The organism is Actinokineospora spheciospongiae (genome assembly GCF_000564855.1).
GTDB classification, from domain to species: domain Bacteria; phylum Actinomycetota; class Actinomycetes; order Mycobacteriales; family Pseudonocardiaceae; genus Actinokineospora; species Actinokineospora spheciospongiae.
In genome coordinates this window covers 14,627-37,795 of sequence record NZ_AYXG01000220.1, presented here as the reverse complement: position 1 = coordinate 37,795, position 23,169 = coordinate 14,627, and the positions used below count along the sequence as shown (strand labels likewise).

General features: G+C 72.8%; 26 protein-coding genes and 1 pseudogene. 9 read left to right on the top strand and 18 right to left on the bottom strand.

Annotated features, from left to right (window positions below; genetic code table 11):
- Positions 1-1,617: an acyltransferase family protein gene (locus UO65_RS27820; protein ID WP_063936026.1), complete on the bottom strand. Its 1,617-nt coding sequence runs from the start codon at positions 1,615-1,617 to the stop codon at positions 1-3.
- Positions 1,618-2,005: 388 nt separating this feature from the next.
- Between UO65_RS27820 and UO65_RS38860 the strand changes: the two genes are divergently transcribed.
- A complete protein-coding gene (locus tag UO65_RS38860) occupies positions 2,006-2,953 on the top strand; it encodes a cold-shock protein (protein WP_035288282.1) in 948 nt (315 codons plus the stop codon).
- Between the two features lie 5 nt (positions 2,954-2,958).
- Here UO65_RS38860 and UO65_RS38390 read toward each other — a convergent pair.
- The 4 genes and pseudogenes from UO65_RS38390 to UO65_RS27800 form a co-directional block, all read right to left on the bottom strand.
- Positions 2,959-3,202 (bottom strand): annotated as a pseudogene (locus tag UO65_RS38390) (IS5/IS1182 family transposase); the annotation flags it as partial.
- 116 nt (positions 3,203-3,318) lie between these two features.
- The gene (locus tag UO65_RS27810) at positions 3,319-4,041 is read right to left on the bottom strand and encodes a VOC family protein (RefSeq protein WP_035288279.1); all 723 of its coding nucleotides are present in this window, start codon (positions 4,039-4,041) and stop codon (positions 3,319-3,321) included.
- A 107-nt stretch (positions 4,042-4,148) separates the two neighbouring features.
- On the bottom strand, positions 4,149-5,279 hold the full coding sequence (locus UO65_RS27805) for a GTP-binding protein (protein ID WP_035288277.1): 1,131 nt from the start codon (positions 5,277-5,279) through the stop codon (positions 4,149-4,151).
- A gap of 242 nt (positions 5,280-5,521) precedes the next feature.
- A complete protein-coding gene (locus tag UO65_RS27800) occupies positions 5,522-5,815 on the bottom strand; it encodes a hypothetical protein (protein ID WP_411431383.1) in 294 nt (97 codons plus the stop codon).
- Positions 5,816-5,955: 140 nt separating this feature from the next.
- Here UO65_RS27800 and UO65_RS27795 point away from each other — a divergent pair, with 140 nt between their 5' ends.
- Positions 5,956-6,795, top strand: coding sequence for an alpha/beta fold hydrolase (locus UO65_RS27795; RefSeq protein WP_035288274.1), 840 nt, complete (start codon positions 5,956-5,958; stop codon positions 6,793-6,795).
- Positions 6,796-7,004: 209 nt separating this feature from the next.
- On the opposite strand, the gene UO65_RS27790 is transcribed toward UO65_RS27795, so the two are convergent.
- Together UO65_RS27790 and UO65_RS27785 are read right to left on the bottom strand one after the other, a co-directional pair.
- Entirely contained in the window at positions 7,005-7,580 is a 576-nt protein-coding gene (locus tag UO65_RS27790) for a dihydrofolate reductase family protein (protein ID WP_233427871.1), read from the bottom strand.
- Between the two features lie 41 nt (positions 7,581-7,621).
- The gene (locus tag UO65_RS27785; protein WP_035288270.1) at positions 7,622-8,449 is read right to left on the bottom strand and encodes a class I SAM-dependent methyltransferase; all 828 of its coding nucleotides are present in this window, start codon (positions 8,447-8,449) and stop codon (positions 7,622-7,624) included.
- A 71-nt stretch (positions 8,450-8,520) separates the two neighbouring features.
- Here UO65_RS27785 and UO65_RS27780 point away from each other — a divergent pair, with 71 nt between their 5' ends.
- Positions 8,521-8,940, top strand: coding sequence for a helix-turn-helix domain-containing protein (locus UO65_RS27780; RefSeq protein ID WP_035288268.1), 420 nt, complete (start codon positions 8,521-8,523; stop codon positions 8,938-8,940).
- A 9-nt stretch (positions 8,941-8,949) separates the two neighbouring features.
- On the opposite strand, the gene UO65_RS27775 is transcribed toward UO65_RS27780, so the two are convergent.
- The 4 genes from UO65_RS27775 to UO65_RS27760 all read right to left on the bottom strand — a co-directional run bounded on the left by UO65_RS27775 (position 8,950) and on the right by UO65_RS27760 (position 13,059).
- Positions 8,950-9,696 carry a hypothetical protein gene (locus UO65_RS27775; RefSeq protein ID WP_035288302.1) on the bottom strand — a complete coding sequence of 249 codons (747 nt, stop codon included), beginning with the start codon at positions 9,694-9,696 and terminating at the stop codon, positions 8,950-8,952.
- Positions 9,686-11,164, bottom strand: coding sequence for a vWA domain-containing protein (locus tag UO65_RS27770; protein WP_035288266.1), 1,479 nt, complete (start codon positions 11,162-11,164; stop codon positions 9,686-9,688). The genes UO65_RS27775 and UO65_RS27770 overlap by 11 nt, the downstream gene beginning before the upstream one ends.
- Positions 11,158-12,336, bottom strand: coding sequence for a hypothetical protein (locus tag UO65_RS27765; RefSeq protein ID WP_035288264.1), 1,179 nt, complete (start codon positions 12,334-12,336; stop codon positions 11,158-11,160). Before UO65_RS27765 ends, UO65_RS27770 begins: the two co-directional genes overlap by 7 nt.
- 114 nt (positions 12,337-12,450) lie before the next feature.
- Entirely contained in the window at positions 12,451-13,059 is a 609-nt protein-coding gene (locus UO65_RS27760; RefSeq protein ID WP_052021880.1) for a DUF4232 domain-containing protein, read from the bottom strand.
- 121 nt (positions 13,060-13,180) lie between these two features.
- Here UO65_RS27760 and UO65_RS27755 point away from each other — a divergent pair, with 121 nt between their 5' ends.
- Complete coding sequence (locus tag UO65_RS27755; protein ID WP_035288262.1) at positions 13,181-14,206, top strand: GTP-binding protein; 1,026 nt, start codon at positions 13,181-13,183, stop codon at positions 14,204-14,206.
- A gap of 221 nt (positions 14,207-14,427) precedes the next feature.
- Here UO65_RS27755 and UO65_RS36295 read toward each other — a convergent pair whose 3' ends face one another.
- The 3 genes from UO65_RS36295 to UO65_RS37035 form a co-directional block, all read right to left on the bottom strand.
- A complete protein-coding gene (locus UO65_RS36295) occupies positions 14,428-15,243 on the bottom strand; it encodes a pentapeptide repeat-containing protein (protein WP_035288260.1) in 816 nt (271 codons plus the stop codon).
- Complete coding sequence (locus UO65_RS36290) at positions 15,240-15,473, bottom strand: hypothetical protein (protein ID WP_035288259.1); 234 nt, start codon at positions 15,471-15,473, stop codon at positions 15,240-15,242. Before UO65_RS36290 ends, UO65_RS36295 begins: the two co-directional genes overlap by 4 nt.
- 135 nt (positions 15,474-15,608) lie before the next feature.
- On the bottom strand, positions 15,609-15,770 hold the full coding sequence (locus tag UO65_RS37035) for a hypothetical protein (RefSeq protein WP_161784528.1): 162 nt from the start codon (positions 15,768-15,770) through the stop codon (positions 15,609-15,611).
- A gap of 392 nt (positions 15,771-16,162) precedes the next feature.
- Between UO65_RS37035 and UO65_RS27740 the strand changes: the two genes are divergently transcribed.
- Positions 16,163-16,816 carry a TetR/AcrR family transcriptional regulator gene (locus UO65_RS27740; RefSeq protein ID WP_035288257.1) on the top strand — a complete coding sequence of 218 codons (654 nt, stop codon included), beginning with the start codon at positions 16,163-16,165 and terminating at the stop codon, positions 16,814-16,816.
- Positions 16,817-16,942: 126 nt separating this feature from the next.
- Here UO65_RS27740 and UO65_RS27735 read toward each other — a convergent pair whose 3' ends face one another.
- From UO65_RS27735 to UO65_RS27725, 3 genes are all read right to left on the bottom strand, one after another.
- Positions 16,943-17,413, bottom strand: coding sequence for an SRPBCC domain-containing protein (locus tag UO65_RS27735; RefSeq protein ID WP_035288255.1), 471 nt, complete (start codon positions 17,411-17,413; stop codon positions 16,943-16,945).
- Positions 17,410-17,751 carry an ArsR/SmtB family transcription factor gene (locus UO65_RS27730; RefSeq protein ID WP_035288253.1) on the bottom strand — a complete coding sequence of 114 codons (342 nt, stop codon included), beginning with the start codon at positions 17,749-17,751 and terminating at the stop codon, positions 17,410-17,412. The genes UO65_RS27735 and UO65_RS27730 overlap by 4 nt, the downstream gene beginning before the upstream one ends.
- Before the next feature lie 173 nt (positions 17,752-17,924).
- Positions 17,925-19,631, bottom strand: a complete 1,707-nt coding sequence (locus UO65_RS27725; RefSeq protein ID WP_052021879.1) for a hypothetical protein — start codon at positions 19,629-19,631, stop codon at positions 17,925-17,927.
- A gap of 390 nt (positions 19,632-20,021) precedes the next feature.
- On the opposite strand from UO65_RS27725, the gene UO65_RS35130 reads away from it, so the two are divergent.
- From UO65_RS35130 to UO65_RS27705, 4 genes are all read left to right on the top strand, one after another.
- On the top strand, positions 20,022-21,401 hold the full coding sequence (locus tag UO65_RS35130; RefSeq protein ID WP_152552318.1) for a fibronectin type III domain-containing protein: 1,380 nt from the start codon (positions 20,022-20,024) through the stop codon (positions 21,399-21,401).
- 216 nt (positions 21,402-21,617) lie between these two features.
- Positions 21,618-21,974 carry a hypothetical protein gene (locus UO65_RS37635; protein WP_035288251.1) on the top strand — a complete coding sequence of 119 codons (357 nt, stop codon included), beginning with the start codon at positions 21,618-21,620 and terminating at the stop codon, positions 21,972-21,974.
- On the top strand, positions 21,971-22,258 hold the full coding sequence (locus UO65_RS27710; RefSeq protein WP_035288249.1) for a hypothetical protein: 288 nt from the start codon (positions 21,971-21,973) through the stop codon (positions 22,256-22,258). The genes UO65_RS37635 and UO65_RS27710 overlap by 4 nt, the downstream gene beginning before the upstream one ends.
- A gap of 138 nt (positions 22,259-22,396) precedes the next feature.
- Positions 22,397-22,612, top strand: a complete 216-nt coding sequence (locus UO65_RS27705) for a hypothetical protein (protein ID WP_035288247.1) — start codon at positions 22,397-22,399, stop codon at positions 22,610-22,612.
- Between the two features lie 55 nt (positions 22,613-22,667).
- On the opposite strand, the gene UO65_RS27700 is transcribed toward UO65_RS27705, so the two are convergent.
- Positions 22,668-23,081 (bottom strand): nuclear transport factor 2 family protein, encoded by a 414-nt coding sequence (locus tag UO65_RS27700; protein ID WP_063936027.1) that lies wholly within the window; start codon positions 23,079-23,081, stop codon positions 22,668-22,670.
- Positions 23,082-23,169: the final 88 nt, after the last annotated feature.

Sequence of the window (23,169 nt, the reverse complement as noted above, 5' to 3'; positions counted from 1 at the left end):
TCAGGGCACGCGGCTCCCGGCAGGGACCTGGCCCGCGCCGGTCGGTTCGGGCGCGAACGCGGGCACCGGCGGCACCGTGACCGTCTCGGGCTCCGCGCCGCCGGTGGTGTCCGAACGGGCGCGCAACCAGCCGATGACCCGCCTGCCGCAGTCGATCATCGGCAGCTCGACCCACCGGTAGAGCACCTCGGCCATGGCCAGCGACACGAACAGGATCGCCACCGCCGTCCTGGTGCGCCCGTCCTGCAGCGTCGGCACCGAGGACAGCACCACGATGGCGGCGATGTGCTGCACCAGGTAGAGCGAGTACGACCGCTGCCCCAGCCACACCATCGGCCGCAGCGACAGCAGCCACGCCGCCAGCCCGCGACCGGGGGCGATGGCGGCGATCAGCGCGACGACCGGCAGGGCGTAGATCGCGATCGCCGTGACCTCGCCCACCTGCCGGATGCCCCACGGCAGGGCCAGGTGCGCGCAGACGAACACCAGCGCCGCCGCCGTGGCGGCCACCGGGTGGGTCACCCAGCGCAGCGCGGCCCAACCGCGCGGGTCGTGCAGCACGATCGCCAGCACGCAGCCCGCCAGGATGACCTCGTAGTGCACCGTCAACCCGCCCATGGTCGACGTCATGCCCAGCGCCAGCGCGATCGCGGCCAGCGCCAGGCCGAGCCTGCGGCTGAAGCGCATGGCGGGCACGGCGAACACCAGCAGCGGCCACACCAGGTAGAACTTCTGCTCCACCCCCAACGTCCACGACTGCCCGTAGAGGTGCACCGGCCCCACCCAGTGCAACGGCCCCGGCGCGACCAGGTCGTTGTTGAACGTCAGGTAGAGCGGCAACTGGTCGGGCAGCAGCGCGAACGCCGGTTCCCGCCGCAACCACAGCAGCACCACGACGAACGCGAGCACGACGAAGTACACCGGCATGATCCGGAACGCCCGCCGCAGGTAGAACTCCCGCAGCGACACCCGACCCGTGCGCGATTCCTCGCGCAGCGCCAGCGTGGTGATGAGGAAACCGGTGAGCACGAAGAACAACTGCACCCCGGCCCAGCCGGACAGCCAACCCCAGGACGGCCCACCGAAGTGCACGAGGATGACCATCGCCGCCGCGACGGCCCGCAGCCCGTCCAGGGCGGGGAACCGTCGCAGTGCCAAGTACTCGGCATGGCTCATCATCCGCACGCGCGCACTCCTCATCCCCCTGTGACGAGAGGGCACCTTATACCACGGGCAGGCCCCGGTTTCGCCTGGCCCACGCGGTGAAGAACCCTCCGATCGCCACGCCACCCCGACGGCTCGTGGCCACCCGACGAACGTTCTCCGCCGAACGACAACGCTCCGAACACCGGCCAGTCGCCACCCCGAGTCGGCCACCCGCACCAGAACCGCGCCGACGAGCAGCACCGCCGCCCCGACCAGTTGCGCCGGTCCGAGGCCCTGCCCGAGCAGCAGCCAGGCCAGCGCGGCGGCAACCAGCGGCTCCACCAGGGCCAGCACGCTCGCCAGGGCCGGGGACAGGTAACGCAGCGCACACAACCCGGCCAGGTAGGGCAGCACGGTGCCGACCACGCCCAGTACCACCAGCACCACCAGCACCGGCACCCACAGACCCATAAGTCCCACCGGAGCGCCCCAGGACGGGCCACACAGCCGGACGCTCACCGCGAGAACCGCTGCCCGCCCCCCGAACCCACCGGCACAGCCGCATCCACCCCGCAACCGCCAGCCCACCCACCCAGGCACGACATCGGCGCAGCCGCCAACCACCCCGGTCCGGGTGCCAACCGCCCGAACCCGCCAGCGCATCGCCATCCACCCACCCGGGCACCCCCACCAAAACCCCGGGCCCTTAGGACCTGGTCTCAAAACTCGGCGTGTCGCCAGGTGGACCAACGGCCTGCCCCTGGCTCCGCACCGCCCGCCTGTGGGCCCGGTCCGACAGACCGGAAGTCCGTCAGGGAGAATGGGGGCCAGTGCCCGCCCTCTCGACCTGGAGCATTTGATGCCGCAAGGGACCGTCCGTTGGTTCGACGCCGAACGGGGTTTCGGCTTCCTCGCGCCCGAGGACGGCTCGCCGGACGTGTTCGTGCACGCCTCCGAGATCGTCGAGGACGGCGGCGCGAAAATGCTCCGCGAGGGTCAGGCCGTCGTGTTCGAGGTCGGCGAGAACGACCGCGGGCCCCAGGCGCTGCGCGTTCGCGTCACCGCCGATGCGGCCACCGGCAGCGCCGTGGGCCTGCTCGGCACCGTCAACTGGTACGAGCCGGGCAAGGGGTACGGCTTCGCGTCGCCGGACGGCGGCGGCGCCGACATCTTCGTGCACAGCTCCGCCATCGTGACCGGCGGCGTGGTCACCGAGGGGCAGCGGGTGGCCTTCCTGATCGTCGAAGGCGAGCGCGGCCCGCAGGCCGGGCACGTGATCCCGCTGGGAGCAGGGGCAGGCTCACCCGCTGCGGCCGGTGTCGCGGACGGTGCCGACGGCACGGTGGCCTGGTACGACGAGGACAAGGGCTTCGGCTTCATCAACCCCGACTCCGGCGCCGGGGACATCTTCGTTCACGCCCGGGCCCTGGCCGAGGGGCTGACGTGGCTCGCGGAGGGCGACCGCGTCGCCTACGAGGTGGCCAGTGGGGACAAGGGCCCGCAGGCCCGCGACGTGCACCTGGTCCGGGGCGCCGAGCCCCAGACGGCGCCGCAGCGGTCGGCACCTGCCGCGGCCGCAGGGCCTGCCGCGCGGGACGTGCCCGCACGAGGCGGCGAGGGCGTCGTCGCGCGCTACGACGGCGACCGCGGCTTCGGCTTCATCACCCCGGACGCAGGCGGCGACGATCTCTTCGCCCACGTGTCCGTGATCATGGGGTCGGAGCCGCTGCAGAAGGGTGACCGGGTCCGGTACGCGGTGCGTCACAGCGACCGGGGCCCGCAGGCCGACCGCGTCGAACGCCTCTGAAGGGGCAGCTTGTCCGGTCGGCATCGTGGCCTGCCCGCCCGGCCGTGGTGGCCGCGCACGGTCGGGTTCGTGTCCAGCAGCGGCTCGAACAGCATGCTGTCGTGGGTGTTTGCCACCGACAACACGATGTGCGGCGGTAGCCCGTTCGCGTCGCACAGAACGTGGTACTTCGAGCCGGTTCCACCCCGGTCAGTGGGGCTGCGGCCGGTCAGCTCGCCCCCTTTTCGACCGCACCGACACCGCGTCGATGCAGCCGGTGTCGAGCACCGTAAGCGGAACCGCTCGCATCACCACACCAGAAATCCCGGCCTCAACAACACGGCAAGCCGGCCCGGCCGGGTACGCCGCGAGCCAAAGCACGCGAGCTACCGAGAGGGAAGCACGCAGAACTCGTTGCCGTCAGGATCAGCCATGACCACCCACTCGACCCCACCCTGACCGATGTCCAGCCGCCGCGCCCCAAGGGAGACCAGCCGGTCGACCTCCGCCTGCTGATCACCACCGGCACCCGGAACGAGGTCGAAGTGCAACCGGTTCTTCCCGGTCTTCGCCGCCACCGGCGGCCCGCCCCAGGTGAGCTTCGGACCGCCCAGGGGTGAGCGGATCGCGGTCTCCCGGTCCTGGTCCCAGACCAGCGGCCACCCCAGCGCCGCACTCCAGAAGTAGCCGACTTCCTGCGACCCGTCGCAGGCGAGCGCCCCGACGAAACCGCATTCGGCGAGGAAGTCGTTGCCCGGTGCGATGACGCAGAACTCGTTGCCCTCGGGGTCCGCGAGCACGACGTGCCCCTCCTCGGGCCGCTGGCCGACGTCGATGTGCCGGGCGCCGAGGTCGAGCGCCTTGGCCACCGTCCCGCGCTGGTCGTCCGGCGAGGTGCTGGTCAGGTCGAAGTGCGCCTGGTTCTGCCCGGTCTTGCGCTCCTGGCTCGGCAGGAACCGGACCCGGAACCCGGTGTCGTCGCCCGGCAGGAGCGCGACGCCGTCCCGGGGGTCGTCGACGTGTTCCCAGCCCAGGACGCCCGCCCAGAAGCGGGCGAGGCCGCGGGGGTCGTTCGCGTCGAAGCAGAGCGCGTGGAGGTGGCAGGTCATCGGCTCCGCACCTCCGATCTGTAGGCGGACCGGGTGCCGTGCCCGTGGGGGCGCAACGCTAGGCGCTCGGAGATCCCCGCGCACGGCAATAAGCCGACCCGGTGCCGTCAGTGCCGGTGGTGCTCGTGGGCGTCGAGGTCCTCCCACGGTGGCAGCGGATCGTCGTACTGCCGCCAGGCGGTGGGGCCTTCGGCGAGTTCGGCGTCGGTGAGCAGGGCCGGGTCGAGGCGACGGCGTGGTTCTGCCCGGTCGAGGTCGATGCCGATGAACACCAGTTCCTGGCGGGCGGTGTGGTCGTCGAGGAGTTCGCCGGGTTCGATGGTGAGGGTGGGTCCTGCCTGCGACCAGACCGCGAGGGTGTCGGGGCGGGTGGCGAGGTGGCAGAAGCCCTTGCTGCGCACCACTCCCTCCCAGTCGGCCAGGGCGGCGGCGAGGCGGGCGGGGTGGAAGGGGCGGTCGGCGCGGTAGGTGACCGAGCGGATGCCGTACTCCTCGGTCTCGGGGGTGTGCGAGCCCGCCAGCTCCTCGGCCCAGCCCGCTGAGGTCGCGGCGGTGACCGGGTCGTAGCGGCCGGTGTCGAGGACCTCGGCGAGGTCGATCGTGCCGCGGTGGGAGTGCAGGAGCCTGGCGTTCGGGTTGAGCTTGCGGAGCAGGCCCTCGGTGGTGGCGAGTTGTTCGGCGGTGACGAGGTCGGTCTTGTTGAGGACCAGGACGTCGGCGAACTCGACTTGGTCGACCAGCAGGTCGGAGATGCCGCGTTCGTCGCCGTCGGCGGCGGCGAGGTCGCGTTCGTCGAGCCGGTCGCCGCGCTGGACCTCGGCGAGGAAGCCCGCGGCGTCGACGACGGTGACCATGGTGTCCAGGCGGGCGTGGTCGGACAGGCTGGTGCCGTCGTCGAAGGTCCACTCGAAGGTCGCCGCGACCGGCATGGGCTCGGAGATCCCGGTGGACTCGATCAGGATGGTGTCGAAGCGGCCCTCGCGGGCCAGCGCCCCGACGCTGTCGAGCAGGTCTTCGCGCAGGGTGCAGCAGATGCAGCCGTTGGTCAGCTCGACCAGCCGCTCCCCGCCGCGGCCGGAGACGAGCGCGGCGTCGATGTTGACCTCGCTCATGTCGTTGACCACCACGGCCACCCGGCGGCCCTCCCGGTTGGCCAGGACGTGGTTGAGCAGGGTGGTCTTGCCCGCACCGAGGAAGCCGGACAGGACGGTGACGGGAACGCGCGCATCTGCGGTCATGTGAACCTGGTCATCCTCGTGGCGGGCACGGGGCCGGGGACGCGGTACGTCAGCCCGGACCTCTACGGAAACGACAATCGTTTCCGTTAGAGTAGCCCATGCGCCCGACTCCGAGGAGCGGCCGTGCCTCGGCGGGATGCTTGACCAGGTGTCGCGAGCACTGTGTTCGGTGCCGCGGAACAGGCGGTGGAAAGTTCCCCGGCACCGGGCCGAGCCCCCTCGCCGATGCCGGGGAAGAGGTCTCAGTGGTCGTCGTAGTGGTCGCCGTGTTCGGCGTGCCGGTGACCGTCGTGCAGGTAGTCGACGTGGTCGCCGTGGGGGACCGTCTGGTGGCCGCAGTCCGCGCTGTGGCGGTGGTCGTGGCCCTCGTGCACGGTGTGGCCCGCGGGTTCGCACTCGTCCCAGTGACCGTCGTGCTTGCGGTGCAGGTGGCCGTCGTGGGCGTACTCGACGTGGTCGCCGTGGTTGACGGCCTGGTGGCCGCAGTCGTCGCCGTGCACGTGGTCGTGGCCGGTGTGCTCCAAGTGGGTGGTCATGATCTGCCTCCTGTTACCCGTGTGTAGCAAGGTTGTTGACGCAGAGTAGCAACGTATTCCAGATCATGCATGTTTGCGCGCCCTCTCGATCCGGTGAACCGGACCGGCCCGACCGCGCGCGCTGGTAATGTGAAGTCGTCATGGGGGATGACTCGGGGACGTTCGCAGCCCACCGCCGCACCGCGGGCGGCATCAGCTTCACCGACGTGGGGGAAGGCCCGGTCACGCTGTTCGTGCACGGGGTCTTCACCAACGGCAGGCTCTGGCGCAATTGCGTGCGGCTGCTGTCGGACCACCGCCGCTGCGTCACCGTCGACCTCCCCGGCCACGGTCACACACCACCGGTGGGGGAGCCGTCGGTGTGGGGCCTGGCCGACGCTGTCGGCGCGGTCATCCGGGAGCTGGACCTGCGCGGGGTCCACCTCGTCGGCAACGACACCGGGGGCGCCGTCGCCCAGGTCGTGCTCACCCGGGAACCGGAGCGGTTCGCGTCGTTCGCCCTCACCAACTGCGACACCGAGGGCAACTTCCCGCCACCGGCGTTCCGCCCGGCCGTCTGGGCGGCCAGGGCGGGCCTGCTGCGCGCGGGCGCCCCGCTGGCCAGGCTGCCCAAGCTCGCCAAGCAGCTCTACCGCACCGGCTACCAGAACGTCTCCGCCGTCCCCGACGACGTGATCACCGACTACCTGACCCCCATCCTGGGCAACCCGGGAGGCGCCCGCTTCACGGCGGCCCTGCTGTCGTCGATGACCCCCGGGCAACTCGCGCCGATCCGCCCCCTCCTCGGCGCGTGCGAGGTGCCCACCGCCATCGTGTGGGGCACCGGCGACATCTTCTTCCACCGCTCCTGGGCCGACTGGCTCGTCGACCTCATCCCCGGCGCCACCGGCGTCGTCGAGGTCCCCGGAGCCCGGCTGTTCTTCCCGGACGAACGCGCGCGGGAACTCGTCGACGCCCTGGAGGACCACTGGAAGCGCTGACCGACGAACCGCCGGAACGCAATCGTTGAGCAGGAAGGCGAACCCGGTGCTGGTGACCCCGCTCCGACCCGCCACCCGCGTGGAGCGCCCCCACCCGGCCCCAGAGGATCGGGAGCAACCCCCGGGCGGATGAGCGGCACTGCGCTCCGGAGCCGCAGCGCAGGCCGGATCACCATCGGCCGCGGTGCCCGCTCACCCGATCCCGTGGGTCAGTGCTTGCTCGCGTAGCGTAGGACCACCACGCCCCCGGCGAAGCGGCGTTCGTCGATCAGGTCGAGGTCGACGTGGACGCCTTCGGGGAAGAAGCGCTTGCCGCCGCCCACCAGCACCGGGCACACGATCTGGTGGTACTCGTCGACGAGGCCCGCGCGGATGGCCTGCGCGGCGAGGTCCGGTCCGTCGACGGTGAGGTCGTGGTCGGTTTCGGCCTTGAGGCGGCGGACGGCGTCGGGGTCGAACTCCCGGACGAGGCGGGTGCGGGCGCTGGACACGTCGGTCAGGGTGCGGGAGTGGACGACCTTGTCCGTCGCCTGCCACTGCCGTGCCCACTCCAGCACCACCGGTGGCTGGTCGGGCACGTCGTACGCCGTTTCCCAGTACAGCATCGTCTCGTACATCCGGCGCCCGTAGAGGAACGTGCCCACCGATGCGGCGAGTTCGTTGATGTGGCCGTGCAGTTCCTCGTCGTCGGGGGCGCCCCACGCGAACTCGCCGTTCGCGTCCTCGACGTACCCGTCCAGCGACGTGATCATCGAGTAGACCAGCTTGCCCATCGCGGCTCCCATCCGAAGGTCGTGGGCAGATCATCCACGACACCGGTCGCCGGTCAGCCCGCGGTGGCGGCGACCGACCAGCAGGCGGCGGTGAAGCGGACCTCCGCGCCGTGCACGAACGGGTCGAAGGCGCCGCGGATCGCCTCCACCACCCGGACCCGGGTCTGCTCGTCCTCCTTCTGCAGGGCCAGGCCGACGGGGCCGAGCAGGCTCAGGTAGCGGTCCAGCTCCGGTTCCGGGAAGGCGCAGACCACGTCGAGCGGCCGGACGTCGACGCCGGTCCACCCGCTCCCGTCGAGGACGCTGCGCACCCGGTCCGCGTCCCCGAAGGCGAACTGGCCGGGCCCGTCCGGGTTCCGGGCGGGCAGGTTCGGCAGGAGCGGTGCCGCGGCCCGCTCCGCCGTCGTCATGAACGGGTTGTCCGCCGCGCCGCGCCACACGACCGCGCGGAGCTGCCCGCCACCGCTCACCGCGCGGCGCAGGTTCTCGAAGGCCCGGACCGGGTCCTGGAAGAACATCACGCCGAACCGGGAGACCACCAGGTCGAAGGACGCGGGCTCGAACGGGTGCACCTGCGCGTCGGCCTGGACGAAGGTCGCCCCCGGCTCGGTCCGCGCCCGGGCCACGGCGATCACCGGTTCGGAGATGTCGACGCCGACGCACGGCTTCCCCAGGGCCCGGGCGATGGCCGCGGTCACCCCGCCCGTCCCGCAGCCCACGTCGAGCACGCGGCCGGGGGAGGCGTCCCGCGCGGCGTCGACCAGCAGGTCCTGCAGCGGCTGGAACATCGACTCCAGCAGTCCCTGCGCCCGCACCCAGGACTGCCCGGCCGACCCGCCCCACAGCGCGGCCTGCTCGCCGTTGGTCTCACGCACGTCCATCCCCACTCCTTGTCCTCGTCCACCCGACAGCCCTACCCTGTCACTTCAAGCTGACTTGAGGTCAAGGTGCGATGGCGGAACTGGACATCACGGCGGTGGCCCGCAGCTCCGGCCTGCCCGCCTCGACGCTGCGGTACTACGAGGAACGGGGGCTGATCGCCTCGACCGGCCGCAACGGCCTCAAGCGCGTCTTCGACGAGGGGGTCCTGGAACGCCTGGCCCTGATCGCGGTCGGCCGGGCCGCGGGCTTCACCCTCGACGACATCGCCCGCATGTTCGGCCCGGACGGCCGACCCGCCCCCGACCGGGCGGTGCTCACCGCCAAGGCCGACGAACTCGACGCGACCATCGCCGACCTCACCGCCGTGCGCGACGGCCTCCGCCACGCCGCGGCGTGCCCGGCCCCCAGCCACCTGGAGTGCCCCACCTTCCGCGGCATCCTCGCCGCCGCGGGCACCCTCCGGGCACCCGGGAAGCGGGTCCGGCGGTAGCCCTGCGGCTCACTGGAACAGGGCGATCGGGCGCACCAGGAGTTCGCCGCGCTCGGCGTTCCACGACTGCACCCGGCCCAGCGCCTGGGCCTTGAACGCGTCGGGCGGGATGTCCTCGCGGCGCAGGCTCTCGGTGCGGCAGTCCAGGCGCACGTGGGCACCCGCCGTCCCGTACGGGGCGACGAGGGTGGTGCGGCCGTCCTCGGTGCCCACCAGGCGGAAGCGGCCCTTGAGCAGGACGTAGGTGTCGACGTCCTGCAGGCGCACCCGGTGCGGGTGGTCCGGGCCCAGCGCCTGCGCCAGCGCGTCGCTGCGGGTGATCGTGCCCGTGGTGAGGTCCACCCGGACCATCCCGTTGCCGGTGGTGAGGCTGCGCAGCACGACGCCGATCAACTCGACCGGGTCGGCGGACTTGATGTAGATCTCGGTGCGCTCCCGGCTGCGGGTGTGGCCGCCCGAGGCGCCGAACCTGATCGCCTCCATCGACATTCGGCCCTCCGAGGCACTGCCGACGATGTCCTGCACTTCCTTCTCGACCGCTTCGCTGAACCCGTTGGCGCGCGCGATCTCCAGCACCGACTCGTCGCGCAGGTAGAGCATGATGCCCGGGCTGTTGGACGACTCGGCGTAGCGGTGGCGGGCCCGCCACATCAACCAGGCGGTCACCAGCGCCACCACCAGGGCCAGCGCGGTCACCCCCCACACCAGCACCCGGAACAGCCAGATGGACCACCACAGCGACCAGTCAACAGCCACGGACACCCCTCACCGCGTCGACCAGCGACCCGCCGGTGGCGTCCACCAGCGCGCCACCGGTGGCCTCGGCGACCCGGCGCAGCTCCACCGGGTCCGCCGCGCCGATCCGCACCGCGAACAGCGGCGGCGCCGGTCGGGGCAGCCCGGCCAGCAGGTCGTCGGCGCTGATGCCCGCGTTGTTCTCCCCGTCGGTCACCAGCACCACCGAGGTGGGATTGCGGGCGTAGGCCTGCCGCACCGCCGACCAGATCGCCGTGTTCCGCCCGAAGTCATCCGGGGCGACGGCGGCGGCGAGCCGGTCGAGGTCCGGCTGCCCGCGCACGGTCACGGTCCGCTCGTCGAGCGGCTGACCGGCGAAGCGCACCACGGTCAGCGTCTCGCCGGGGTGGAACCGGGCGAAGCCGCCGGTGCCGGTGCCGCTCAGCGCGCCGAACACCGACCGCAGACCGGCCGCGCGCTCGCCCGCCATCGACAGGGAGAAGTCCAGCACGAACACCACGTGCGCGGTGGTGGGCTCGTCCCAGGCCGCCAGCAACCGGTCCAGCACGTCCGCGCTCTCCGGCAGGAACATGCCCGTGCCGACGTCGGTGCTCAACCGCTGCTCGCGCGGCACCGCCGGGTCCACCGGTCTGCGCGCGGTGGTGGCCATGATCCGCTGCTGGTGCGCCGGGTCGAGCAGCCACGCCACCACCCGGTCGTAGGCGGCGCGCTCGCCCGGGTCGAGCAGCAGCAGCGGGAAGTCCGACAGCACCACGCCGTCGCGCGGGTAGACCAGCTCCAGCGGTTCGTCCAGCGAACCCGATGCGTTGAGCGTGAGCAGCGCCGACTCGTGGTCGACCACCCCGTCGAGCCGGTCCGCCCTCGCGGCGAACTCCGCGGCCGGGTCGGGGCCGGTCGGCTCCTGCCCGGACCGCAGACCGGCCAGGCGGTCGCAGGTCACGTCCTCGGCGCGCAGCGCCTGCCCGGTGCCCGCCGCGGCCGTCGCCAGGCCGAGCAGGGCGGTCAACCCGACGTCGGACCGGTGCGGGTCCGGCACCGCCAGCCGCAGCTCCCCCGCCGCGACCCGGTCGGCGACGTCGGCCCAGCTCGGGCGCGCGGACACCGCCCGCAGCCGCCGCGCCGCCGCCGGGCGCAGCCCGACGACCACGGGGGAGACCATCGTGCTGGTGGACAGCGGAACCGGCCCGCCGCGGCCCGCCCGCAGCCTGAACAGCGCCTCCGACCCCACCCAGGCCAGGTCGTGCCCCGACGCGCCGGGAGCCGGGCCGGTGCCGACGTCCCGGCTGTCGCGCAGGTCGAGCACGAGGTCCACCCCGGTGTCGCGGCGCAGGTCGGCCAGCAGCGGACCCAGGTCGCCCAGCTCCCGGTCGGCGAGCACGGTCAGCCGCACCGGGTCACCGGTGTCCGCCGTGCACCCGACCAGGGCCGAGGCCACGAGCAGCGCGCACAGCGCCCACCGGGTCAGCACCGCCCCACCGTCTTGATCATCTTCTCCAGCAGGTCCAGCGGGGGCAGGAAGGTCTCGGTGTCGCCGATCCCGGAGACCGGCATCGGCAGTCGCTTCTCCCGCAGGAACGCGCCGAACTCGCCGCTGGTGCTGACGTCGTCAGTCTCGAACACCCGGAACCCCAGCTCCAGCGCTCGACGGCGCAGCCGCGGGTCGTTGGTGACCAGCTCGCCGACCCGCTCCCCGTTCGGCGTCAGCGCGATCAGCTCCGGCACCGCCTGCACCTGGTCCTCCGGGTAGAGCAGCACCCGGTCGGAGTCCGGCCCACCGTGCAGGTCCTTGGTGCGCACCTGGTGGGCGAGGAACTGGTGCTCGTAGAACACCGACACCGGGGCCAGCCCCCGGCCCTCCGGCGCCAGGTACGCCTGGGCCATGTCGTCGCCGGGGAAGCCCTGCGCGGTCAGCAGCGGCCGGATCTCCTCGGCCAGCGCGACCGCCTCGGCCTCGTCGGCGGGCGGCCTGCGGTCGTTCACGGCGAAGGCCGCCATGCCCATGTAGGTGCCCGCGGAGTTGGAATAGCAGACGTCCGACGTCTGGGCGAGCACCCGGTTGCCGTTGCCCAGGGGCGCGTCCCCGCCCAGGCCCTGCCAGGTCTTGCCCGCCCTGGTCAGGCCGAGGAACCCGGCGAGGTTCACGTTGTAGTACATCGGCGGCTCGACGCCCGGCTGGGGCGTCGCCACCCCGGCCTCGACCAGCGCGTCGGCGTAGGCGCGGTAGGTGCCCAGCACCACGGGGGAGAAGAACGGCTTGTGCGGCTTGACGAACCTGCGCTCGGCCTTGCGCTGCTGCTTGATCAGCAGCGCCGCGGGCTGGCCGGACGGGAAGACGAAGTCGTAGCCGCCGAGGTCACCGGTGGCGACCTCGCGCGAACCCGTCGCGGTCAGATGCACCTGGATGCCGTTCTCCATCAGCACCCTGCGCACCACGGCGTCGTTGAAGAAGTCCTCCTTGGAAGCCATCTTCGCCTCCACCACGACGACGTCGGGGATCGGCGCGGTGACGCCCCCGTTCGTCGACAGCGTGATCGCCCCGACCACGGCGACCAGCACCGCGGGCACGAGCACCCAGGTGAACCGCTTGCGGCGCAGCACCGATCGCGGGCGCACCACCAGCAGCGTCGGTTCCTCGGCCACGACCTCCCCTTCCCCCTCGGCAGCCGTGCCGTCCCCCGGGGGTGACCTTATCGACGGAACCTCGGTTTGTGGAAGTGTCCGCGCCGGTCACCGCGAACCGCCGGGGGCGCGCGGTCAGGGGCGGGCGGCCCAGGGGTTCACGGCCAGCCGCCCGGTGTTCCCGAGGTCGATCCCGCCGTCCGGGGCGACGAGTTGGGCGGGTTCCCCGGGGCCCGGGGTGATCTCCAGGTAGTGGCCTTCGGTGGCGGTCACCGTGGAGTCGGTCACCGTGTTGCGCCACAGGACTCGCGCCGTCACCCGCTGACCGGGGCGCACCATCACCGGCCGGGGTGGGGCGTCGTAGGCGTCCGGTGCGCTGACCGGGGCTGATCCGTTGCCGACGGTGATGTCGAGCGGGGTCCGGTTCTCGTCCAGGACCCGGACCGCCGGGTGGCCGTTCGCGGTGTAGTCGCGGGTGCCGCAGTTGGTCAGGATGATGCCGAGCGCTCGCAGGCCCGAGGCGCTGTCCACCTCGCCCGCCGTGATCGCGACCCCCGATGCCGGGCACGCGGCCGTCGTGCTGGTCGAGGGTGGGGCTGGTGGGAGGGGGATCGGCTCGGGGCCACCGCAGGCGGCGAGCAGCGCGGCGGCGCTGAGCAGTGGACCGAGGCGGCGGATCGCCGTCACCCGCACCGGGAACTCGTCACTGATCCCCAGCGACTCGGAGTGCTTGAAGCGGGCCATGTGCGTGATCGTAGTGATGTCCCACGGCGAGCAGTGCCGCATCTCGGCAACCAGGAGACGGGTGGCGGGCGGTCTTCGGGGGCCGAATTGAAATGAAAATCGTTTCCGTTAATCTGGTGGCATGCGAACCGAGGTGCTGCTGGTGGCCGGTCCGGACGACTGCGGTGTGGCCGAGGAGGTGTGGCGGGCGTGGCACGGGTCGGTCCTGGTGCGCCACGACCTGCGCGGGCTGGCCGACGGTGTGGTCCGCCGCTGGGTCGACGCGGAGGTGGAGACGGTCGAGCTGGCCCACGGCTGCGTGTCGTGCACCCTGCGGCTGGACCTGGTCCCGCTGCTCGAACGGGTCGGCGGTCGGGCCGTGGTCGCCCTGGACCCGGCCCTGGACCTCGAACACGTCTGCCTCGCCCTGGATGAGGCGGGCATCGCGGTGGCGGGCGTGGTCGCGGTGGTCGACGCGCGGACGTGGCTGGCGGATGCCACCGGCGACGAGACCATGGCCGAACGCGGCCTGGCCGCCGCGGACACCGACGAGCGCACGGTGGCCCAGGTCGTGGTCGGGCAGGCCGAGTTCGCCGACGCGGTCGTGGTGGACGGGACCGCCGACCCGGTGCTGGACGCGGTGCTCGACCGCCTCAACCCGCTCGCGCCCCGACGGGCCCGGAGCGGGCTGGACGTCGCCGAGCTGCTGGCCGCCGTGCCCGCGGACGCGCGCCGCGGTCGGGTCGACGACGGGTTCGACCCCCTGGTGTGCGGTCGACCACCGCTGGGGTCCGCCCACGGGGTGTGCGTCGTCCGCGTCGCCGAGAGCAGGCCCTTCCACCCGATGCGGCTGCACCTCGCGTTCGACTGCCTGCTGGAGGACGTCGTGCGGGTCAAGGGGCGGGTGTGGGTGGTGAGCAGGCCGGAGGCGGCGCTGTGGGTGGAATCGGCGGGCGGCGGGCTGGTCGTGCACGACCTGGGTCCGTGGCCCGCCCCGGGCGACCGCGCGCAGGAGGTCTTCGCCATCACGACCACACCCGCCGCCGCCGAGCGCGTCGCGGGTGCCCTGCGCGCCGCCCTCGCCACCGACGAGGAGTTGGCCCTCGCGGACGAACTGGAGTTCGTCGACCCGTTCGCCGAGTGGTGCGACGAAGCGGAGAGCTGCTAGCCGGACGTCGCGGTGCGGGCGGTGACCCCGGCTCTCCGGGGTGGGTTCCGGGCGGTCGGACGAGCCCGGCCACGGCCGCCGCCCGGACCTGTTCGGGGGACTGGACCTGGCCGCGGTGGACTTCGCGACCAACTTCGTGGTGAGCGGCCCGGCAGACCGCGCTGCGCGCCGAACTGGCCACCCTCGGCGCCCTGGTGCGCAGCCGGTGTGGCGGCTGCCGCTCAGGTCCAGTGCGGCGGGCGGTCCACCGAGGACGGGATGCGGGTGGCCGCGTCACCGCGGGCGGCGTTGACCTGCGACTGGGTCAGGAAGACGCAGTCGGTCAGGTCCGCTCCGCACAGGTCGGCGTCGCGCAGGTCGGCGCCGATCAGGTCGCTGTTGCGCAGGTCGGCCCCGCGCAGGTCGGCGGCGATGAGCAGGGCGCCGCGCAGGTGCGCGCCGCGCAGGTCGGCGCCGCGCAGCTTCGCGCCCATCAGGTTCGCCCCGCGGTGGTTCCTGGTCGGGCCCTTCACCCCGCCGCGCACCAGCTCGCTGGTGCGCGTCAGCAGTGCGTCGACGTCGCCGCGGACCGCGTCCACGTCCACCGCGGCGACCGCCTCCGCGCTGCCCTCGGTGAGCCTGCGCACCTTGCCCAGCGCCCGCCGCAGGTCCTCGTGCAGCGGGCGGGTGCGCGGCAGCGAAACCGCCTCGGTCAGGTACCACAGCAGCTCGTGCAGGTGCCGCATCACGCCGAACACCTCGAACATGCCCCCGGCGGTGTCCGGCGCCGTCCGCCAGTCCACACCGCCGAAGGTGACCTGGGCGACCTGCTGCCCCGCGCCGAAGCAGTCGAACACCGTGCAGCCGCGGAAACCCTCCTGCGGCAGCCGGGTGTGGACGCCGCAGCGGAAGTCCGCGAGCAGGTTCACGCACGGCCTGCCCGCGCGCTTGGTGATGGCGAAGTCCGTGGACTTCTGGAACGGCAGCGCCACGCAGCACAGCGCGAAGCACGAGCCGCAGTCGGCGCGCAGCCGGTTCAGGTCCTCGGGCGCGGTCACCGGCCCACCTCCAGCCGTCGAAGGGTTCCCGGGAGCACGTCCCGCACCGCCTCCTGCCGCGCCACCGGGTGGAAGTGGTCGCCGGACAGGACCGCGCGGCGCGGGGCGGGCTCGTCGAGCAGCCCCGCCGTGGCGCCGAGGTGGGGGTAGCAGACCACGCGGGCGGGGGCCTCGGGGGCGAGGTGGAAGCACCGGACCCGGGGGTCGACGGCGCTGGTCGGTCCAGTCATGCGGTGCTCGGGAGACGCCTCTCGCATCGGTGGGCCGCCGGGGGCTGCCCCGTTGACATGGGCGCCACCGGGGCGGTTGTCCGCCGTCGAGGGTAGACCCCGGGGCGCGGTCGGGTGACCGCACCCCGGGCTCGGTCACGAGCGGGTCGCGGGCGGTACCGGTCCGCTGACCCCGTCCGCCAGGCCACCGACGGTGACCCGCTCGTCCACCGCACCGCCCGGGGCGGGGACCTGGCCGTCGGGGCCCATCCCCGGCGGCGGACCTGCCACCGTGGCCGGGCGGTTGGCAGCAGCCACAGCCATCCCTCCACCCGTGATCGCGCCGGACACCACCGACCGCCCGGCGAGGGTGGAACCGCCCCCGTGGGACAGGACACCCCTGTTCGGAGCGGTGCCGAATCCACAGGGGACGGAACCGGGTGCCCGGTCGGAGCCCGTGTCGGTGTGGTGCGCCGATCGGTGGCCCGGTGGGCGGATCAGCCGCGCGGCGGCTCCTGCGGCGGGAACCAGCCACTCGGCGGCTGCGGGCCGTGACCCGGGGCGGGGTGGCCGGGACGCGGCTGACCCGGGTGGGGCTGCGCGGGGTACTGCGCCCCGGGTGCTGCAGGCCCGGGTGGGGGCCGCCGGGGGATCGGTCGGAGCGATCTGCGCTCACGGGCTGGGCGGCGGGGGATCGTAGAGTTCCCACCATGAGCGAGCCCGCAGGCCAGGACCGGTCGACTCGTCGTCGGCGCAGCCCCGGTACCCGGCCCACCGACGACGAGCTGCTCGACGCCGCCCGCGCGGTGTTCGCCGAGCGCGGGTTCAGGCAGGCCACGATGGACGCCGTCGCCGAGCGGGCGAACTCCACCAAACCCACCCTGTACGCGCACTTCGGCGACAAGCTGGCGCTGTACCAGGCCGCGTTCGCCCGCGAGTCCGAGGCGCTGCGGCGGTGGGTGGTGGAGGCGTACCGGTCCGCCCCCGGCCTGGACGTCGCGGGCCGGGTGCGTGTCTACGTGATGGCCCTGTTCGACTACGCCGCCGCCAACCCGCAGAGCTTCCGGATGCTCTTCGACGCCACCACGACCGACGAGACGACCACGGCGCGCCAGGCCGTGGTGGACGTCATCACCGGCCGGGTCGCCGAGGAGATCGACCAGGCCCTCGCCGACCTCGGCCGGGAACCCGGCCCCAGCCCGGCCCTGCTGGCCGCGATGATGGTCGGCCTGTGCGGCGCCGCGGCCCGCCACGCCCTGCACCACGACCTCGACCCGGGGGCGGCGGGCGAACTGGCCGCGGGCTTCATCACCGCCGCCCTCACCAGCCTGGACCCGACCGTCCTGGACGCCGTCGACCGCTGACCGACTGCCGTCTGCTCGTCCGCGCGGGGGCCTACCGCAGGTCGGCGGCACCTCTGTGGTCACCGGTGCGGGAACCGGGCCCCTGGCCCACCCCGTCGAGGGTGGGGAACCGCACCGGGGCGACCTTCACCGCGTGCTCTCGACGAACCGGGCCAGTTGGTCGGTGACGCCGCCCCACCCGTCGGCGAACCCCAGTTCGGCGTGCAGGTCTCTGGCCGCCGGGTCCCCGTGGCGCACGACGACCCGGTAGTCGGTGCCGTCCGCGTGGTCGGCGAACACGACCTCGGCGGTCATCGCGACCGGTTCGGGGTTCGCCGGTCGCCAGCGGCTGTCCACGGCGGTGGTGAACACGAGCCGCTTGAACTCCTCCACCACCAGGAAGCACGCGTCGACGTGCGGTGCGAACGCGACACCGTCGTCGCTCATCCGCGTGACGAACCCGCCGCCGGGTCGGACCTCCAACCGGTCGACGCGGCACACGGTCGGGGCGGGAATCCACCACCGCGCCAGGCTGTCCGGGTCGGTCCACGCGTCCCACACGACCTTGCGGGGCGCGCGGATGACCCGGTCGATGCCGAGGTCGAGTTCGGGGTTCACGGGGTGTTCTCCTCCTTGGGATCGGTGACGAACTGCTCCAGCCGGTCGGTGCGCTCGTCCCAGAGGCGCCGCTGCCGCGCCAACCAGTCCTCCACCACCGCGAACCGCTCCCGGTTGAGCAGGCAGGTGCGCACGCGGCCGGATTTCACCGTGTGGATCAGGCCGTTCGACTCGAGCACCCGCACGTGCTTCATGAACGAGGGCAGCGTCATCGTGGCCGCGCCGGCCAGGTCGCTGACGCTCGCGGGCCCGCGCCCGAGCCGGTGGACCACCGCCCGCCGGGTCGGGTCCGCGAGAGCGAGGAAGACCCCGTCGAGTTCAGCCGGACACTGTGCCATGAGGCTAAGTATCCATCGCCGCGACACTTAGCGCAAGGGCAAAGTGTTGAGGGGGCGACGACCTGCCAGGACATCACACCCGCGCCCGTCCGTGTCGGGTCGCCAGTACCTGACCGGCACCGCGTGAGCGCCGCTCCGACCACCGCGGGCGGTGGTCGGAGCGGCGCCGCGGGTCAGTTCCCCAGGACGAACTGCGCGAGGTTGACCGAGACCACCTCTTGGCGGCCACCGTTCTGCCTGGCGGCGGCGGTCAGGACGTCGAGGTGGTGGTAGCCGGGGGCCACGACCGCAGGGGGCTGGCTCGGGTCCATCGCGCCGAAGTTCACCCCGGAACCCGCCCGGACGGTCAGGATCGGGCGGGCGTTGATGCCCCCGGGGTGCAGGGAGTGGGCGGTCATCTCCGCGTCCGGCTTGCCGCTGTCGCCGGAGAGCTTGGCCGGGAAGTACCACTCGGTGAAGTCCAGCGGCGCCTCGCCCAGGCTGCGGGCGAGCTGCTGGACGTCGGTGACCTCCTGGGCGGCGGTGGTGAACGGCTTGCCGTCGCGGGACTTGTGCACCGGGGCACCGGGCGCGTCGATCTGGTCGTAGTTGCGCCAGGTGTAGGTCGGCCCGGTGCCCAGGGGGAACCCGGCGTCGGTGGGGATGGCCTTGCGGTCCGGGCCGAGCAGGCCCTTGAGGTCGGCCAGGAACGGCAGGTCGGCGACCTCACCGGCGATCGGGAACTCCTTGTCGGCGATCCGGCCGCCGTCGAAGAAGCCGACGCCTGCCTGGAGGAAGCCCAGGGGCATGGAGTTGTTGTCCATCAGCGCGGCCATGGCGGTCTGGTTGGTGAAGGCGAAGTTGTCCACCACGGGGATGCCGGTGAGCAGGTTGACCAGGTCCTTGGCGAACAGGATCTTCAGCGTGGTCTTGATGTTGTCGGACTGCGGCAGGTACTTCAGCAGGTCGGACTTGCCGGTCGGGTCGTTGACCGCGGCCAGGCCCGCCAGGCCGAGCATGCTCATCGTCTCCGGGTTGATCAGCGCGGGCAGCGCCAGGATCGGCGAGGTCGCCGGGTCACCGGAGGGGATCAGCGACGTCATCCCGCCGCCGGGCAGGCCGGGGCGGACCTGCGAGTCCAGCGCGAACCACCCGGCGCACTGGTTGAACCCCGCGTCGTCGGTGGTCGCCGGGTCGCCGTCGAAGTCCCAGGTGGCGAAGTAGCCGGTGATGATGCCGCCGAGGGAGTGCCCGCCGCAGAACAGCTTCTGCTTGCGCACCGCCGGGTCGGGCAGCTCGTGGCGCATCAGGTCGTACTGGTCGCGCAGGGTCTGCGCCATGCCGACGTGCCCGAGCCAGCCGACCTGGTCGTTGGTCTGGAACCCGGCGAAGGTCTTCCCGTCGACCTGCCTGTCCCGGTAGTAGTAGTCCACCGCCACGTGCACGTCGCGGGCGGCGAGCCCGGCCATCCGCCCGGTGTTGTCCTCCAGGCAGTTCGACCGCCGGTCCAGCGCCCAGAACTCGACGTGCGCGCCCTGCCCGGCGGCCTGGGTGATCGTGTTGCGGGCCAGGCTGTCGAACGCGCCCGCGCCCTCGAAGATGCCCGGCTGGGCGATGAGCACCCGGTCGGCCGCGGCCGAGTCCGCCGGACCGGCCGCGCTGCGCCACCGCAGGTACGACACCCAGTCGCAGGCCTCCGGGTGCGGACCGACCTCCGCTGGCAGCGGCACGCGGACCTTCACCACGCTCTCCACGACGCCCGGCACCGGTGAGGAGGAGACCACCGGCGTCTCCACCCGGTCCCCGTCCGCCGACGTCTTGCCCATGGCGGCGGGCACCAGCACGCCGCCGACCACCACGACAGCCGCCGCCGAGGCGACCGCCCAGCGCGAACGCTTCATCGAGTCCTCTTCCGTCGAGCGCCTCTTTACCGTGGAGTAAAGCAGGGTCCTCCCGGGGAGTCACCCTTGTGGGCGAAGGGACGATCCTGGGTGAACACGGGTGCCATATCCGAGCCCGCCGCGTCGACGAAACCCGCACAAGACGCGCATTCCGGTGTCGGAGGGGGCGGGCGTCTGAAAGCGCCGTGCGGCAACGCCGGGGCGTGCCCGCGTGCTCGGCCGGTGGCGCCGATTGGCGCACGGTGACAACGCCTCGGGATTTCGCTGTGTGGAACGCGCGGTTCCCGGATTCCGTCGGTTGGTGTGCGAAAACTGTTGTGGCACTTGGGAAAACCTCCCTACGATCGAGCGCTGCGATCATCTCGCCACTGGTATCGGAGAGGTTGGGACATGCGATTAAGAACGAGGTTCGGGGCCGGGGCCGCCGCGGTGGCGGTCGCCGCCGGGGTGGCCGTCGCGGTGCAGGGGCAGGCGTCGGCGGCGGAGACCGCCGTCTCCGCGGACCGGGCCTGCGGGTCGCCGGTCATCGGGAGCGTGCACGCCGACCTGACGGGGTCGTTGTGGAACATGGTGTGGGTCTACCCGCAGACGGGGTGGCTGCCCGTGCGCGGTGGCATCGCGCTGCCGTCGGCGGGCCTGGCCGCTGCCGGGGCCGCCACCGTCGACGCCGCGGTGGACGTCGGTGTCACCATCACCAACGGGTCGACCGTGTCGCACGGCGTGGTGTCGCTGCTCGCGCGGAACGTGCCGGTGACCGCGGGGCAGGACATCACCGCCACCGACCTGCTCGCCTACACCCCCGACATGCCCGACACCCTGACCGCCGCCAGCCCGTTGACCTTCGACGTGGCCGACATCGCGGTGCGCGTCGACGCCAAGCGCGCCGACGGCAGCGCGCTGCCCCGGACGGAGGTGAACTGCACCGGCGGCACCGACCGCTGGGCGCAGTGGGACAGGCTCCAGGGCGGGTCGTCCGACACGTGGGTCGGCTCCGCGGTCACCGACGCCAAGGTCACCAGCGACAGCATCGCCCTGACCTGGACCGAGTCCGGCTCCATCTGGGGCGACACCACCGGCTACCGGGTCACCGTCGACGAGGGCGCCACCCCCGCGCTGGTCACCACCGGCCCGCAGTTGACCGGAACGCTCACCGGCCTCCAGCCCGACACCGATCACTGGATCACCATCCAGGGCCTCCACAACAACTACCCGATCACCGGCCGCGGCAAGCCGGTGCGCATCCGCACCGCCCCCGCCCCCTCCGCCGACACCGAACTGCACTACACCGCGACCGGCACCGCCAAGGTCAAGAAGATCGGTGCGAACGTCGCCCTCTCCGGCACGGCCGACAGCCTGCTGACGGCGGGCACCGGGGCCCACACCACCACCCTCGCGCTCGACCCCACCACCGTGAAGGCCACGATCGCGGGCATCATCCCGATCACCGCGGACGTCACCCTGACCCCCACCGGCCCGGTCACCGGCACCCTCGCCGACGGTGCCCTCACCGCCTCCGCCACGGTCGACATCGGCCTGTCGAAGGTCACCTTCGCGGGCTTCCCCCTCACCACCGGCAACACCTGCCACACCCACCGCCCCGCCGAGGTCAACCTGACCGCGGCGGGCTTCACCCCGTCCGCGGGCGGCACCCTCACCGGTTCCTTCGCCATCCCCGAGCTGACCGGCTGCGGCTCCGCCACACCGCTGCTCAGCGCCTTCGTGGCGGGCTCCGGCAACACCGCCAGCCTGACCCTGGCCCCGCGCGCCTGACCCACCCGGCGGCGTCGCCCCGCCCGCACGGGCCGGGCGACGCCGCCGGACACAGCGGTTCGGGCGACCGACGCGGCCGTCGGTTCCCAACCCCCTGGAATGGCCGGGAAAACGGCGGACATTCACATCGCATTGCGTTCCTGCTGCCGAAACGCCGCCGGTTACGCTGGCGCCGCCCGCCCGTTCCGGGGGCTGCTGGGGCTCTCGGAGGAACGCATGTCGCGCAGGCGCGTCGTGGTGTCGGCTGCCGTCGTGGCGGCCGGGTTGATCACCGGTCCGGTGGCGCAGGCCGCCCCCGCGGTGCTGTACGTCCACCCGGGCACCTCGTCCTGCTCGGACACCGGACCCGGGTCGCAGGCGGTGCCCTTCTGCACCCCGCAGCGCGCGGCCGACGTCGTCGAACCCGGGCAGCGGGTCGTCATCGACTCGATCACCCGGGCCTGGATGACCGAGAACACCCGCAACGGCATCGCGGTCGAGGGCGGGTCCGACAACGTCGTCGCGGGCAACGTCCTGCCCGCCCCGGTGAGCGAGGGTGTCCGCGTCGCCGGGTCTTCGCCACCGCCCGGTTGAAGGTCGGCGGCAGCGCGGGCGTCCCGGTGGGCGCCACCGCGGTGGTGCTCAACCTGACCGTCACCAACCCCACCCTGGGCGGGTACCCGACCGCCCACGCCGACGGCACCGCCCGGCCTCCCGTGTCCAACGTGAACTTCGCCCCGGGCCAGACCGTGTCGAACGCGGTCATCGCACCGGTGGGCGCGGACGGGAAGGTCTCCCTGTTCGCCAACGCCACCACCGACGTCGTGGTCGACGTCACCGGCTACTTCACCGCCGCCACCGCCGACGCGGGCCGCTAGGTTCCGTGGACCCCGACCCGCCGGGTCGACACCCGCACCGGCCTGGGTCAAGGCGGGACCCCGCAGGCGATCCCGGCCCGCGGCGACCGCGCCTTCGCCACCGTCGAGTACTCCGGTCCCACCCTCCCGTTCGCCGTCGTGGCGAACCCGACGGTCACCAACCCACAGACGGGCGGTTACCTGACGGTCCACCCGTCCACCCCGTCCCGTCCGCTGTCCTCGACGGTCAACTTGGGGCCCGGGCAGACGGTGCCCAACCTGACCCTCGTCGGCGGTGACCGGCAGACGTTCCACAACGGCAGCGGCGGCTCGCTCGACCTCGTCGTCGACGTGTTCGGCTACTTCATCAACTGACGCGCGGCACGGCGCCCGAGGGCTCCGGCGGTGCGAGCCCCCGGGCGCCGCGCTCTCACCGGCCCACGCCCGCCGGGACGGTGACGAACACGGCCGAGTCGTAGTAGGTCCGCAGGCGCGCGATCCGCTCACCGTCGAGGTCGAGGACGGTGACGCCGCGGTACTCCACCGGGCGCCCGTCCGGCATCGTCGCCTTGCTCGTCCACTCCAGAGCGCACTGGTCAGGGCCTTCGACGGCGTTGACGAACGTCGTCGACAGGTCCTGGAACTGCTCCCGGTACTCCCGCCAGAAGGCCTCCACATCGGTGCGGTCACCACGGGAGTCGAGCCGGGTGGCGGTCGCGCCGTCGGCGAAAAGGTCGACCAGGTCCGCCGGTTCGGAGTTCTGCTCGAACCGGCGCAGCGCGGCGACGAACGACCGGACCAGGGGGGTGTCGATGTGGTTGTCCTCGAACTGGTTGTCCTCCATGGTCACGGGCTACCCGCGGGAGGGCGGCTCACGCATGATTCCGCGGCGGTCAGGAGTGCGAGGTGGTCAGGCCGCGGACGACGACCTC